Source organism: Tepidiforma bonchosmolovskayae, from assembly GCF_008838325.1.
Classification (GTDB): Bacteria; Chloroflexota; Dehalococcoidia; order Tepidiformales; family Tepidiformaceae; genus Tepidiforma; species Tepidiforma bonchosmolovskayae.
The window spans coordinates 914071-926383 of the sequence record NZ_CP042829.1; the positions used below are offsets into that span (position 1 = coordinate 914071).

Genomic DNA, 12313 nt, shown 5'->3' on the forward strand with positions numbered 1-12313 from the left:
GTGATCCTGCTGCTCTACGGAGGCGACGAGGCGGCCATCCGCCGGCGGCTGCGCGAACTGAAGGAGCAGGCCGACGGCGGGACGGGCATGCTCGTCCATAACTTCACGGAGATCGACGGGCGGGATGCGAAGCCGGCCGACGTGGCGGCGCCGGCGATGGCGCCGCCCTTTCTTGCGCCGCTGCGGCTGGTGGTGGTGGAGAACCTGCTGGCGCGGTTCGAGCCGCGGGGCGGGGCACGGGGTTCGCGCTCAGCCGGCGCGTGGGCGGAGCTGCCGGCGCTGCTGGAGAAGGTGCCGGAGTCCTCGGCGGTGGTATTCGTCGGGCGGCCGTTCCTTGCGGAGCAGCAGATGCGGCAGGTGACGGATGCGAACCCGCTGGTGCAGCTCATCAAGAAGGTGCCGGGCGTGCAGGCGGAGCACTATCCGGCGCTCACGAAGCAGCAGGACCGGGTGCGGTACATCCGGGAGGAGGCGAGCATCCGGGGGATCCGGTTCCGGAGCGGCGCGCCGGCGCGGGAGGAGTTGCAGCCCGGGGAGGAGCCGCCGCCCGAGACCGACCCGGTGGCGTACCTAGCGAATACGCTCGGCGGCAACACGCTGCTGATTGCGAACGAGCTGGACAAGCTCGCGCTCTGGGCGATGGGGCGGGAGGTTTCGGTGCTGGATGTGATGCGGGTGTGCGCGGGCGAGCGGGAGCCGGACCACTTCCGGATGGTGGATGCGCTGATGGACGGCGACCTGGGGACGGCGCTCGACCTGCTGCGGCGGCGGCTGGCCCTGGGGGAGTCGCAGCAGGGGATTCTCGGGGCGGTGTTCGAGCGGTACCGGTCGCTCGGGGCGCTGGCCGCGCTGCTGGAGGAAGGGGCAAGCGAGGAGGAGATCGACCGCCAGCTGGGGAATGTGGCGCGGTACCAGAACCTGAAGCAGGCGGCCGTGCAGCGGGCGCGGAGGCACGGCACGGCGGCGGTGCGGGAGGCGTTCGCCATCCTGGTGGAGGCGGACCGGGCGCACAAGACGAACGAGATGGACGAGGACGTGGCGCTGGAGGTGGCGTTTGCCCGGCTGGCGCGGCTGGCGCCGGTGCGGGGGCCGCTGGCTGCGGGGCGGCGGCGTTAGCCGGCGGTGTCCTGCCAGATGGGGTTGTAGCAGGCGACGCGGCGGTTGCCCTCCCCGGCCGGCTCGAGGGGCGGCGGGGGCGCTTCACGGCAGCGGCTGAGCGCTTTGCTGCAGCGGGGAAGGAAGGGGCAGCGGGCGGCGGGTGCGGTCATCTCGGGCGGGCTGCCGGGGATCTGGTGGAGATGGGCCCGGACGCCGTCGACGCGGGGAAGCGTGGCGAGGAGGCCGTGGCTGTACGGATGGAGCGGGCGGCGCAGGATGTCGCGCACGGGGCCTTCTTCGACGATGCGGCCGGCGTACATGACGGCGACGCGGTCGGCGACCTGGGCGACGACGCCGAAGTCGTGGGTGACGAGGAGGACGGCGGTGCCGCGCTCGGCGCGGAGGCGTTCGAGCTGGTAGAGGATCTGGGCCTGGACGGTGACATCGAGGGCGCTGGTGGGCTCATCGGCGATGAGGAGCTGCGGGTCGAGGGCGGTGGCGATGCCGATCATGACGCGCTGACACATGCCGCCGGAGAGCTGGAAGGGGTAGGAGCGGGCGATGCGCTCGGGCTCAGCGAGACCGACGCGGTAGAGGAGGTCGACGGCCTGGCGGCGGGCCTCCCTGCGGCCGAGGTCGAGGTGGCTGGTGAGGATTTCGGCGACCTGGCTGCCGATATCGATAACGGGGTTCAGGCCGGCGACGGGGTCCTGGAAGATCATGGCGATGCGGCGGCCGCGGTAGCTGCGGAGTTCGGCATCGGGGAGGGCGAGGAGGTTGGTCCCGGCGAGGGAGATGGCGCCGGCGGTGATGGCGGCCTCGGCGGGCAGGAGGCGGGGAATGGCGAGACCGACGGTGGACTTGCCGGAGCCGGATTCGCCGACGATGGCGAGGAGTTCGCCGGGCTGGAGGGCGAAGGAGACGCCGGAGACGGCGTAGACGGTGGCATCCCGGGCGCGGTATTCGACGGAGAGGCCGCGCACATCGAGGAGCGGTTGGGCCATGTGCTCCTGCCGGCAGCCGAGGGTCCCCCGGCGGGTGGTGATTCAGGACAGTCTAATCGCTCGGCCGGAAGGAGGAGATGAAGCGGCCCTGGATTTCGACGTTGTCGGGGGTGGTGTAGATGGGCTCCATGGTGCTGTTGGCGGGCTGGAGCCGGATGCGGCCGTTTTCGCGGTAGATGCGCTTGAGGGTCACTTCGCCGCGGTCCTTGAGCCAGACGGCGACGCGGTCGCCGTCGTCGGCGGTGCGGACGGGTTCGAGGAAGACGATGTCGCCGTCGTCGATGAGGTCTTCGATCATGGATGTGCCGCGGACGCGGAGGGCGAAGACGTTGGTGCGGCCGCGGACCATGTCTTCGGTGACGGCGAGGACCTCTTCGGCGTCGGCGGCCCAGCGGTCGGAGGAGGGGACGGGGATGGGCTGGCCGGCGGCGATGGTGCCGAGGAGGGGGACTTCGATGATGCGGGGGCGGCGGCCGCGGGCGCCGAGGAGTTCGATGCCGCGGGAGATTTCGCGGTCGCGGCGGATGTAGCCTTTTTCTTCGAGCTTGCGGAGGTTGTAGTCGACGACGGAGGTGCTGGAGATGCCGCAGCCCTCCTGGATGTCGCGGATGGAGGGCGGGTAATCGTGCTCCTCGATGAAGGCGCGGAGGAAGTCGAGAATCTGCTGCTGGCGGGGTGAGAGGTTGTTCATGGGGGGCCGTCCGAACGGATGTTCGCGGGAACGGTAACAAAGTGCAGGGTTTATCGTCAATCGTGTTCGGAACACCAGGCGGGAGCGGCCCGGCGGTTCGCGCGGGGCGGGATGAGCTGCGACGATCGCAGGGGGCCGTTCAGCGGATGCCCGGTGGAGGGACGCGATGCCGACAGCGCTGGTGATTGCGGCGCACCCGGATGATGGGGAGCTGGGGTGCGGCGGGTACGTGCTCCAGCTGGTGGAGGCGGGGTGGACGGTGCACTGGGTGGTGACGACGAACGGGGCGAAGGGGACGGCAGACCGTACAATGCCGCGGGAGCGGCTGATTGCGCTGCGGCGGGAGGAGCAGGCGGAGGCGTGCCGGCGGCTCGGGACGGAGCCGCCGCGGATGCTGGGGTACGAGGATGGGGAGCTGGCGTATTCGCGGGAGCTGGTGGGCGCGCTGGTGCGGGCGATCCGGGAGACGCGGCCGCTGCTGGTGCTGACGCACGACCCGACGGATTTCATCATCCGTGACCGGTTCATCAACCATGCGGACCACCGGGCGACGGGGGCGGCGGCGCTGGATGCGGTGTACCCGGCCGCGCGGGACCACCTGAACTTCCCGGAGCAGGTTGCCGAGGGGCTGGAGCCGTGGCGGGTGCGGGAGGTGCTGCTCTGGAACACGAATCAGCCCAACTTCGAGGTGGAGATTGGGGCGCAGCTGGAGCGGAAGGTTTGGGCGCTGGCCGCGCACGTTTCGCAGTTCGGGGAGACGGAGGAGCTGGCGCGGTTTGCGCAGGAGCGGTGGCGGACCGGCGAGGGGCGGTACGTTGAGCGGTTCCGGCGGGTGGTGCTGGACTTCTGAGCGGGCTCAGCGGCGGGCTGCGAGGGCGAAAGGGACGACGACGAGGGGCTCGGAGGTGGGGGCCGGGGCGCCGCCCTCAGCTTCGAGGGTGACGGCAAACGCGGCGAAACGGCGGAGGTCGCCGCCGGGCGCGAGGACGAGCGGCCCGCCGGAGGCGAAGAGGCCGGCCGATTGCGGGGTATCTCCGGCGATCAGCCAGGCCTGGTAGGTGCGGCCGGCGGGGGGAGGCGGCAGGCCATCGAGGACGGCGACGGCGAGCCCGGCGCGCGGGGCGAGGAGGACGCTGGCCTGGACGCCGGAGCTGCTGGTGGCGGCGGCGCGGAGGGTTTCGCCGCGGGCTGCGTCGGCGAGGAGGGCATCGCGGGCGGCGAGCGCGGCGGACGGCTGTTCCTGGTCGCCGCGGCCGACGAGCCAGCCGAGCCCGCCGCCGGCGGCGAGCAGGAGGACGGCAGCTGCGATGCGGGCCGCCCAGGGCGAGGCGGGCAGCAACCGGGGCCGGGCAACGCGGGATGGGCTGCGGCGGACGGCGGCGAGCACGGCTGCGCGGGTCTCCGGTGAGGGCCCGGGCGCATCGGCTGCGAGCGGGAGGAGGGCGGCGACACGGACGAGTTCTGTGTACTCCTCGGCACAGGGCTGGCAGCCGGCAAGGTGGCGGCGGATGGCCTCGGCCTCGGACTCTGGGAGGACGCCGAGGGCGAGTTCGGGGAGGTATTCAGCGGGGTGGCCGGGCTGCTGGGTCATCGGCGGGGGTCTCCTGGGCGGAGGATGCCGGCGAGTTTGAGAAGGCCGAGCCGGAGACGACTGCGGATGGTGGGAGAGGGAACGCCGAGGAGGCGGCCGACCTCGTTGCTGGTGAGTCCATAGTAGTAGACGAGTTCGATGGCGCTGCGCTGCTCGCCGGGGAGGCTGGCGAGGGCAGCGCGGACGGCGGCGGCGTCGATCGCCTGCTCGGCGGCGAGGTCGGTGCGGTCGGCGCCAGGGAGGGGTGCGGCGTCGTCGATGGGGGCCGATGCGACGTTGCGCCGCCTCCGGCGGAGTTCATCGATGCAGAGGTTGCGGGTGATGGCGAGGAGCCAGCTGGAGACGCTGGCGCGGGACGGGTCGTAGCTGGCGGCGCTGCGCCAGGCGCGGAGGAAGGTCTCCTGGACGACCTCTTCGGCGTCGGATTCGGAGCCGAGCATGCGGAGGGCGAAGCCGTAGCAGGGCCGGCTGTACCGGTCATAGAGGCGGGCGAGGGCGGCGTCATCGCCGCGGGCGACGGCGCGGATGGCTGCGATATCGTCGGCGACGGCCTGCACACCGGGATTCTACGAACGGCCCGGCGGAGCTGATCACCGGGCCGTTCAGGCGATGGCGCGCTGGCGGAGGGCGGGGTGCTGGCCGAGGAGGGCGAGGCCCTTCCGGCTGAGGGCGCTGACGGTGCTCTTATCGCGGCCGCCGAGGAGGGCGCCGACCTGGGCGAGGCTGAGGCCGTGCTCCTGGAGGAGGGCGGCAGCGACGGCGCGGGCTTCGCCGACGCGGGCACCGCGGGCGCGGCCGGCCAGGTCGCCGGAATCGACGCCGAAGTAGCGGGCGACCCGCTCGAGGAGCTCGGCGGTCGGCTCGGCGCCGGCGGCTTCGGCGATGGCGACGCGGGCGATTTCGGCATCGAGGCGGGCGAGGTCGAGCCGGCCGACACGCTGGAGTGCGATGGCCTGGTTGACGGCGCCGAGGAGGAGGCGGACGGAGGGGGCGCGGCAGCTGGCGAGGCGCTGGACGGCCCAGGCGGGGAGGGCGATGCGATGGCGGCGGGCGACGCGTTCGATGAAGGCGCGGCGGGCGTCGTCGTCGAACGGTTCGACGCGGGTGACGATGCCCTGGGCGAGGCGGGAAGAGAGGCGATCGAGGAGGTCGAGGTCGAACGGGTGGCGCTCGGAGGCGACGGCGACGTGGCCGCCGCGGTGCATGACGGCATCGAGTGCAGAGGCGAACTCCTCCTGGGTGGCGCGGCGGCCGGCGAGCTGCTGGAGGTCATCGAGGAGGAGGAGGTCGACCTCGCGGATGGCGGCGTGGAAGTCGCCCTGGCGGCTGGTGCGGACGCCTTCGACGAAGCGGGCGGTGAAGGCGGCGGCATCGAAGCAGGCGACGCGCCGGCCGAGGCGGCTGGCGAGGCAGGCGGCGGCGTGGAGGAGGTGGGTCTTGCCAAGGCCGGGCGGCCCGTAGACGACGACGGGGGAGGGGGCGCCGGGGACGGCTTCGGCGAGGTCGCGGATGGCGTGGAAGGCGAGGAGGTTGCCTTCGGAAGGCTGGTATTCGTCGAAGGTGTAGCGGCAGTTGACGTTGCCGAGGATTTCGCCGGCTGGGCGGGCGGCAGCGGGGTCGATGCCGGGGCCGACGATGGTGACGGCGACGTCGCCGAAGACCTGGGCGACGGCGCGCTCGATGACGGGCCGGAGGCGGGTATCGAGCCAGTCGCGGGCGATGTCGTTGGGGGTTTCAATGGCGAGGGTGGCGCCGTCGAAGGAGCGCGGACGGGCGCCCTTGAGCCAGGTGGCGAAGGTGTGCGGGTTGAGCTGGACCTCGAGGCAGCCGAGGACGGCGCGCCACGAGCGGGCGAGGTGGCGGGGTTCGCTGCTCGCACTGGCGGGTTCCAACGGCACACACACTCCTTCCTCCCGCCGCGCGGCGGGCGTTTTGCGACAGGGTTTGCTGGCGGATTGGCCGTGCTCCCGGGGCCGTTCCCCCGGGGTTTTGCCGGGTGGGCAGGGCCGAAGGGTACGCCGGGGGCCGCCGGCCGTTCAACGCTCTTATGTCGAAGCTGCAGGAGGCTGGAAGAAGGATTCACGCGGCGCAGGGTTTATGTGCGCCGGGGCGATTCGCGCCCAGCATAGGTGGCAACGGGCAAGGGCCGGCGGCCGCCGGGAGGATTTGTTTTTGAGGATGGCGTTGTTGCTCCGGGGACGAGGACGGGGGCGCCCGGCCGGGCGCCCCCGCTGGGTGCAGGTGCGGCGGACGGCTCAGGAGCCGATGATGCCGCCGTCTTCCTTGCGGATGAAGATGACCGCCGGGCGGGGCTCCTTGCCGTCGGGGAAGCGGCTGGAGGCGTTCTCGAGGGTGGTGCCTTCGCCGGGGTGCTGGATGGAGACGAAGAGGGTGTCGTTGTTGTCGGAGAAGATGAGGCTGGCGCATTCGCCGCCGGGGACGCCGGAGAGGAACTGGCGGTTGTAGCCGCGCTCGGGGCCGCTCACCGGGACGGCGAAGACGCCGTCGTTCTTCTTGAAGGAGCTGGGCTGGCCGTCGGTGGCGATCCAGAGGTTGCCGCGGTTATCGAAGGTGATGTTATCGGGGCTGGAGATGGGGCTGACGAGGGACTGGTCGAAGCCGGCGAAGTAGGTGCCCTTATCTTTGGCCGGGTCGCCGCAGATCATGAGGAACCGCCAGCGGAAGGTGGGGGCGGCGTGGTCGCCGCCGTCGGGGATGATTTCGATGATGTGGCCGTGGCGGTTTTCGGGGCGGGGATTGGCGGCATCGACACCGGGCTTGCCGCTGGTGCCGCGCTGGGAGTTGTTGGTCATGACGGCGTAGACGGTGCCGGTCTGGGGATGGACTTCGACGTCTTCGGGCCGGTCCATCTTGGTGGCGCCGACGAGGTCGGCAGCGCGGCGGGTGTTGATGCAGACTTCGGCCTGGGTGGGGAAGCCGTTGGCGGCGGTGAGGGGGCCCTGGCCGGCGACGAGCGGGAGCCAGCGGCCGGTGCCGTCGTCGTTGAACTTCGCGGCGTAGAGGGTTCCGCTCTCCATGAGGCGCATGTTCGCCTCGCGGTCATCGGGGTTGTAGCGGCCGGCGCTGACGAAGCGGTAGAGGTATTCGAACCGCTCGTCATCGCCGGAGTAGACGACGGCGCGGCCGTCTTTGGCGATGACGGTGGAGGTGGCTTCGTGCTTGAAGCGGCCGAGGGCGGTGTGCTTGCGGGGGAGGGAGCCGGGGTCGCGGGGGTCGAATTCGACGACCCAGCCGAAGCGGAAGGCCTCGTTCGGCTCCTGGGCAAGGTCGAACCGCTTGTGGAACCGTTCCCACTTCCGCTCGCTTTCGCCGCCGGGGAGGCCGTACCGCTTGTGAACGGCCTGCTTCGCCGTGTCGGTGACCTTATCGTTGTTGGCGAAGTACTGGTGGAAGTTTTCTTCGCAGGTCATCACGGTGCCCCAGGGGGTGATGCCTGCGGCGCAGTTGTTCAGGGTGCCGAGGACGGTGTAGCCGGTGGGGTCCTCGCTGGTGCGGAGCCAGGGGTGGCCGGCAGCCGGGCCGGTGAAGCGCATCGGCGTGGTGGCGGTGATGCGGCGGTTGTGCCATGCGCCGAGGGTGTAGCGCCAGCCGCGGGTGGCGTGGCGCTCGATGTGGACGACGCTGACGCCGTGGGCCTGGAGCTCGATGTCGACCTGCTCCTTCGTCGGGTTCTTATCGTCGTACCCGCGGAACATCAGCTCGGGGTTGGTGTATTCGTGGTTGGCGATGAGAAGGGCCCGGTTCGGCGCGAGGGGGATGAAGCCGAGGAAGTCGTTGTTGTAGCCGAACTGGCGGGCCTGCTTCTCGGCGGACTGGTTATCGATGTCGAAGCCGGTGGTCGGGTCGAGGAAGAGGGGGTCGCCCCAGCGGATGAGGATTTCGTACTTGTAGCCGGGCGGGACGAGAACCTTATCGGAGCTGTCGAGTTTGACCGGGGTGAAGTTCAGCCCGGAGCTGCCACCGGCCGACTGGGCGCGGGCGGTTTCAGCGCCGAAGACGGTGTTCCGGCCGGCGACGAGCATGCCGGCGGCGAGGGCGCCGAAGCCGAGGAGGCGGCGGGAGATGTAGCGCCGGGCGACGGCGCCGAAGTAGTCGTTCTGGCTCTCGTTCGGCGCGGGATGGGCGCACTGGTTGCCGCAGCTCCAGCGGCAGGTTTCGGGATGGACGAAGCACTGGTTGGACCGGAAGTCGTCGACGACGGGAAGGAGGTCCGACGGGTCGGGGTCCAGGGTCATGGGATGCTACCTCGCTGCGTGGGATGGTGTGCCGTGCGGGCCACGGGCCATCGTTCCCCGGCGAGGTAAAGGGGCAGTGATCAACCGTTGAACGGATGGTTAGCGGAGGGTCAGGAAGACTCGCCGATCTCCCAGCGGCGCAGCTGGCGGACGGCGAGGATGGTCATGCCGGCAGCGACGGCGGCGGCGAGGAAGACGGCGGGGAGGGGGTCGAGGCGGGGCTGGTAGACGGCCGGCGGGAGGTCGAAGAAGGCGCCGGCGATGCCGGCGGTGTACTGGCGGATGGAGAGGAAGCGGATGCCGCCGAAGAGGCCGGAGAGCGCCCCTTCCCAGAGGAAGACGTAGAGCAGGCCGGCGACGAGCGCGCGGCTCGTGGCGATGCTGAGCCAGGTGAAGGCAGCAGTGTAGACGAAGGCGCCGGCAACGACGGCGACGGCGAAGCCGAGGACGATGCCGGGGTCGCCGCCCTGGAGCGCGAGGGCACCGGCAAGGGCAGCGGAGGGGAGGAGGAGGGCGGCGGCAGCGAGCCAGGCGACCACGAGGCGGGCGAGGACGATCGCGCGGCGGGGCACCGGGGTGGCGAGGAGGTAGACGAGGGTGCCGTCTTCGGCGTCCTGCCCGAAGGCGCCGGTAGCGAAGACGAGGGTGACAAGGGGGAGGATGGTAGTGGTGACGATGCCGCCGAGGAGGCCGCGGGCGGTGAACCGCTCGGGGTCGGCGTCGGCGGGGGCGGCCAGGCGGAACAGGAGGGCGATGGCGACGGGGACGAGGGCGAGGAGGGCGACGACGACCGTGCGGCGCTGGCCGAGGAGCTGGCGGACGGTCAGGCGGGCGATGTCGGGGTTCACCGGTGCACCAGGTAGCTGAACACGGTTTCGAGCGATTCGTCGGTGGGGCGGACCTCGAAGAGGGTCACGCCGGCCTCGCGGGCGGCACGGGGGAGGGCGCGGGCGGCAGCGAGGAGCTCGGCGGAGCGGACTTCGAGGCGGCCGTCTTCGAAGGCGATGCCGCGGATGGCAGGCTCCGCGAGGAGGCGGGCGGCGAGGGCGCGGTCGTCGCTGGAGCGGACGGTGAAGGTGTGAGGGCGGTCGGTCATGAGGGCGCGGATGCGGCGGAAGTCGCCGGAGGCGGCGAGCCTGCCGGCGACGATGACGAGGACGGTATCGGCGAGCCGTTCGACCTCTTCGAGGATGTGGGAGGAGTAGAGGATGGTGCGGCCTTCGGCGGCCATGCGGCGGAAGAGGTCCATGAGGTGGAGGCGCTGGCGGGGGTCGGCGCCGTTGAAGGGCTCATCGAGGATGAGGACCTGCGGGTCGTGGACGAGGGCGGCGGCGATCTTGATCCGCTGTTTCATTCCCTTGGAGTAACCGCCGGCCTGGCGGGCGGCATGGGGGCCCATTTCGACGAGGTCGATGGCGCGGGCGGCAGCGGCGGCGGGGTCGGGGAGGCCGTGGAGGCGGGCGGCGAGTTCGACCAGTTCGCGGCCGGTCAGGAAGCCGTAGACGGCCTCGCGCTCGGGGACGAGGCCGACGCGGCGGTAGATGGCGGGGTTCTGCCAGGCGGGTTCGCCGAGGATGCGGACCTCGCCGGCAGACGGCCGGAGGAGGCCGGCCATCATGTGGAGGAGGGTGGACTTTCCGGCGCCGTTCGGGCCGAGGAGGCCGGTGACGCCGGCGCCGACCTCGAAGGAGACGTCGTTGACGGCGACGACGTTGCCGTACCAGCGGGAGACGCCGCGGAGTTCGATGGCCGGGCCCGGTGGCGCGGTCATGCCTGCACCCGCTGGAACCGCCGCAGGACCAGTCCGAGGGCGGCGCCGGCGTGGAGGGCGGCGAGGAGGGGGTAGGTGGCGATGGGGAGGTCGGCGCGGGCCTGGATCGCATCCGGACCGGGGTCGCGGGCAAAGATCGCGAGGGCGACACCGTAGAGGAGGTCAAAGGGGCTGAACCAGGCGGCGTAGCGGCCGGCGCCGCCGCCGATTTCGACGAGGATTGCGGCGAGGGGGAGGGTGACGAGAAACCAGGCGGCGATGCCGACGGTGGCGTAGGCGCGGCGGCCGGCCCAGGCGGCGATGGCGAGCGAGCCGAGGCCGGCGACGGCGGCGATGGCCAGGCCGGCGGCGAGCGACTGCGGGAGTTCGCGCCAGTGGTCGGCGACGTAGCCGGCGAGGTCGTCGCTGGCGAGGCCGTTGCCGATGACGAGGAGGAGGAGCGGGCCGAGGGTGAGGACCGCGAGGGCGGTGATGAAGGCAGCGGCTTTGGCAAGGGCGTAGTCGGAGCGGAGGAGGGGGCGGGAGAAGTAGAGCGCCAGGGTGCGGTAGCGGAGGTCGCGGCCGAAGACCTCGGGGGCGACGCCGGCGCAGAAGAGGGCGACCGGCACCTCGCTGTAGCCGAGGTAGTTCCAGGGGGCGATGATATCGACCCGGCTGCCGAGGAGGGCGGCGACGCCGAGCTGGATGAGGGCGGGGATGAACGCGAAGGCGGTGACGGTGAAGGGGATGACCTTGGCGCCCGTGCGGCGGCCGATTCCGAAGCAGCCGCGGAGGGTGAAGGTGTAGAGCGCGAGGGCGGCGGCCGGGCGGCCGAGGCGGGGGCCCTCGTAGGTGCGGTAGCCGAGGTCGTAGATGGCGCCGGCGCGGGGGTCAGCGGGCGGCAACGGCGGCCTCCAGTTCGGGACGGAAGAGGTCTTCGAGCGCCTGGCGGCGGCGTTCGAGGCGGATGAGGCCGCAGTTGAGGTCGGCGGCGGCGTCGCGGACGGCATCGAGGACGTGGTCGCCGGCGACGGGGAGGAGGAGGTACCGCCCGTCGCGTTCGACGCGAAAGCCCTGGGCGCGGAGGGCGTCGGCGAGGGCGTCGTCGTCGCCTTCGACCTCGACGAGGAGGGTGCCGGTGGCGGCCGTGAAATCGGCGAGCGGCCCCTGGCGGAGGAGGCGGCCCCCGTCGATGACGACGACCTGGTCGCAGACGCGCTCGATTTCGCCGAGGAGGTGGGTCGCCATGACGATGGAGATGCCGAATTCGCGGCCGGTGCGGCGGACGAGGTCGAGCATGTCGTCGCGGCCGGCGGGGTCGAGGCCGTTTGTCGGCTCATCGAGGAAGAGCAGGCGGGGGTCGTGGACGAGCGCCTGGGCGAGCTTGACGCGCTGCTTCATGCCGGTGGAGTAGCCGCGGATCTCGCGGTAGCGCTCTTCGAAGAGGCCGACGTGGCGGAGGGTTTCGGCGGTGCGCTCCCGGGCGGCGTCGCCGGGGAGGCCGGTGACGCGGGCCATGTGGGCGACGAACTCGGTGGCGGAGACGTCGCCGGGGAGGCAGTCGTGCTCGGGCATGTAGCCGACGAACTGGCGGAGTTCGGTGCCCTGCGCGGCGACGTCGTAGCCGAGGACGCGGGCGGTACCGGACGTCGGGGGGAGGAGGCCGAGGAGGATGCGGATAAGGGTGGATTTGCCGGCGCCGTTGGCGCCGACGAGGCCGGTGATGCCGGCCGGGACGGCGAGGTCGAGCTGCTCGAGGGCGGTGATGGTGCCGAAGCGGCGGGTGAGCCCGGCGGTTTCGATGATGTGCACGGGGAGAGTGTAGAGCAGGAGGGGGGAGGGAGGAGGGAGCCCCGCGTCCGCCGCTCCGCCCCGCCGAGGGAGGAGGGAGGAGGGAGCCCCGCGTCCGCCGCTCCGCCCCGC

At 71.8% G+C, this 12313-nt stretch carries 12 protein-coding genes; 2 read left to right on the forward strand and 10 right to left on the reverse strand.

The genetic code is table 11. From position 1 onward, the window contains the following. A complete protein-coding gene (holA, locus tag Tbon_RS04710; protein ID WP_158066548.1) occupies window positions 1-1116 on the forward strand; it encodes a DNA polymerase III subunit delta in 1116 nt (371 codons plus the stop codon). On the opposite strand, the gene Tbon_RS04715 is transcribed toward holA, so the two are convergent. Together Tbon_RS04715 and lexA are read right to left on the reverse strand one after the other, a co-directional pair. After that, complete coding sequence (locus Tbon_RS04715; RefSeq protein ID WP_158066549.1) at window positions 1113-2102, reverse strand: ABC transporter ATP-binding protein; 990 nt, start codon at window positions 2100-2102, stop codon at window positions 1113-1115. The genes holA and Tbon_RS04715 overlap by 4 nt on opposite strands. A gap of 52 nt (window positions 2103-2154) precedes the next feature. Continuing rightward, window positions 2155-2793 (reverse strand): transcriptional repressor LexA, encoded by a 639-nt coding sequence (gene lexA / locus Tbon_RS04720; RefSeq protein ID WP_158066550.1) that lies wholly within the window; start codon window positions 2791-2793, stop codon window positions 2155-2157. A 166-nt stretch (window positions 2794-2959) separates the two neighbouring features. Between lexA and Tbon_RS14360 the strand changes: the two genes are divergently transcribed. Further along, window positions 2960-3643 (forward strand): PIG-L deacetylase family protein, encoded by a 684-nt coding sequence (locus Tbon_RS14360; RefSeq protein WP_158066551.1) that lies wholly within the window; start codon window positions 2960-2962, stop codon window positions 3641-3643. A 6-nt stretch (window positions 3644-3649) separates the two neighbouring features. On the opposite strand, the gene Tbon_RS04730 is transcribed toward Tbon_RS14360, so the two are convergent. From Tbon_RS04730 to Tbon_RS04765, 8 genes are all read right to left on the reverse strand, one after another. Further along, window positions 3650-4384: an anti-sigma factor gene (locus Tbon_RS04730; protein WP_158066552.1), complete on the reverse strand. Its 735-nt coding sequence runs from the start codon at window positions 4382-4384 to the stop codon at window positions 3650-3652. Next, entirely contained in the window at window positions 4381-4941 is a 561-nt protein-coding gene (locus Tbon_RS04735; RefSeq protein WP_158066553.1) for an RNA polymerase sigma factor, read from the reverse strand. Before Tbon_RS04735 ends, Tbon_RS04730 begins: the two co-directional genes overlap by 4 nt. 45 nt (window positions 4942-4986) lie before the next feature. Continuing rightward, window positions 4987-6282: a DnaA ATPase domain-containing protein gene (locus Tbon_RS04740; RefSeq protein ID WP_192498147.1), complete on the reverse strand. Its 1296-nt coding sequence runs from the start codon at window positions 6280-6282 to the stop codon at window positions 4987-4989. Window positions 6283-6639: 357 nt separating this feature from the next. Further along, window positions 6640-8640, reverse strand: coding sequence for a PhoX family protein (locus tag Tbon_RS04745; RefSeq protein ID WP_158066555.1), 2001 nt, complete (start codon window positions 8638-8640; stop codon window positions 6640-6642). Between the two features lie 110 nt (window positions 8641-8750). Continuing rightward, the gene (locus Tbon_RS04750) at window positions 8751-9488 is read right to left on the reverse strand and encodes an ABC transporter permease (protein ID WP_192498148.1); all 738 of its coding nucleotides are present in this window, start codon (window positions 9486-9488) and stop codon (window positions 8751-8753) included. Then, complete coding sequence (locus Tbon_RS04755) at window positions 9485-10411, reverse strand: ABC transporter ATP-binding protein (RefSeq protein WP_158066557.1); 927 nt, start codon at window positions 10409-10411, stop codon at window positions 9485-9487. The genes Tbon_RS04750 and Tbon_RS04755 overlap by 4 nt, the downstream gene beginning before the upstream one ends. Beyond that, the gene (locus Tbon_RS04760) at window positions 10408-11295 is read right to left on the reverse strand and encodes a hypothetical protein (protein WP_158066558.1); all 888 of its coding nucleotides are present in this window, start codon (window positions 11293-11295) and stop codon (window positions 10408-10410) included. The genes Tbon_RS04755 and Tbon_RS04760 overlap by 4 nt, the downstream gene beginning before the upstream one ends. Beyond that, window positions 11282-12202: an ABC transporter ATP-binding protein gene (locus Tbon_RS04765; protein ID WP_225734707.1), complete on the reverse strand. Its 921-nt coding sequence runs from the start codon at window positions 12200-12202 to the stop codon at window positions 11282-11284. Before Tbon_RS04765 ends, Tbon_RS04760 begins: the two co-directional genes overlap by 14 nt. Window positions 12203-12313: the final 111 nt, after the last annotated feature.

Coding starts and splice junctions, on each gene's coding strand:
- Tbon_RS04745 (WP_158066555.1), bottom strand. CDS start 8,640: ATGACCCTGGACCCCGACCCGTCGGACCTCCTTCCCGTCGTCGACGAC.
- Tbon_RS04755 (WP_158066557.1), bottom strand. CDS start 10,411: ATGACCGCGCCACCGGGCCCGGCCATCGAACTCCGCGGCGTCTCCCGC.
- Tbon_RS04730 (WP_158066552.1), bottom strand. CDS start 4,384: ATGACCCAGCAGCCCGGCCACCCCGCTGAATACCTCCCCGAACTCGCC.
- Tbon_RS04715 (WP_158066549.1), bottom strand. CDS start 2,102: ATGGCCCAACCGCTCCTCGATGTGCGCGGCCTCTCCGTCGAATACCGC.
- Tbon_RS14360 (WP_158066551.1), top strand. CDS start 2,960: ATGCCGACAGCGCTGGTGATTGCGGCGCACCCGGATGATGGGGAGCTG.
- lexA (WP_158066550.1), bottom strand. CDS start 2,793: ATGAACAACCTCTCACCCCGCCAGCAGCAGATTCTCGACTTCCTCCGC.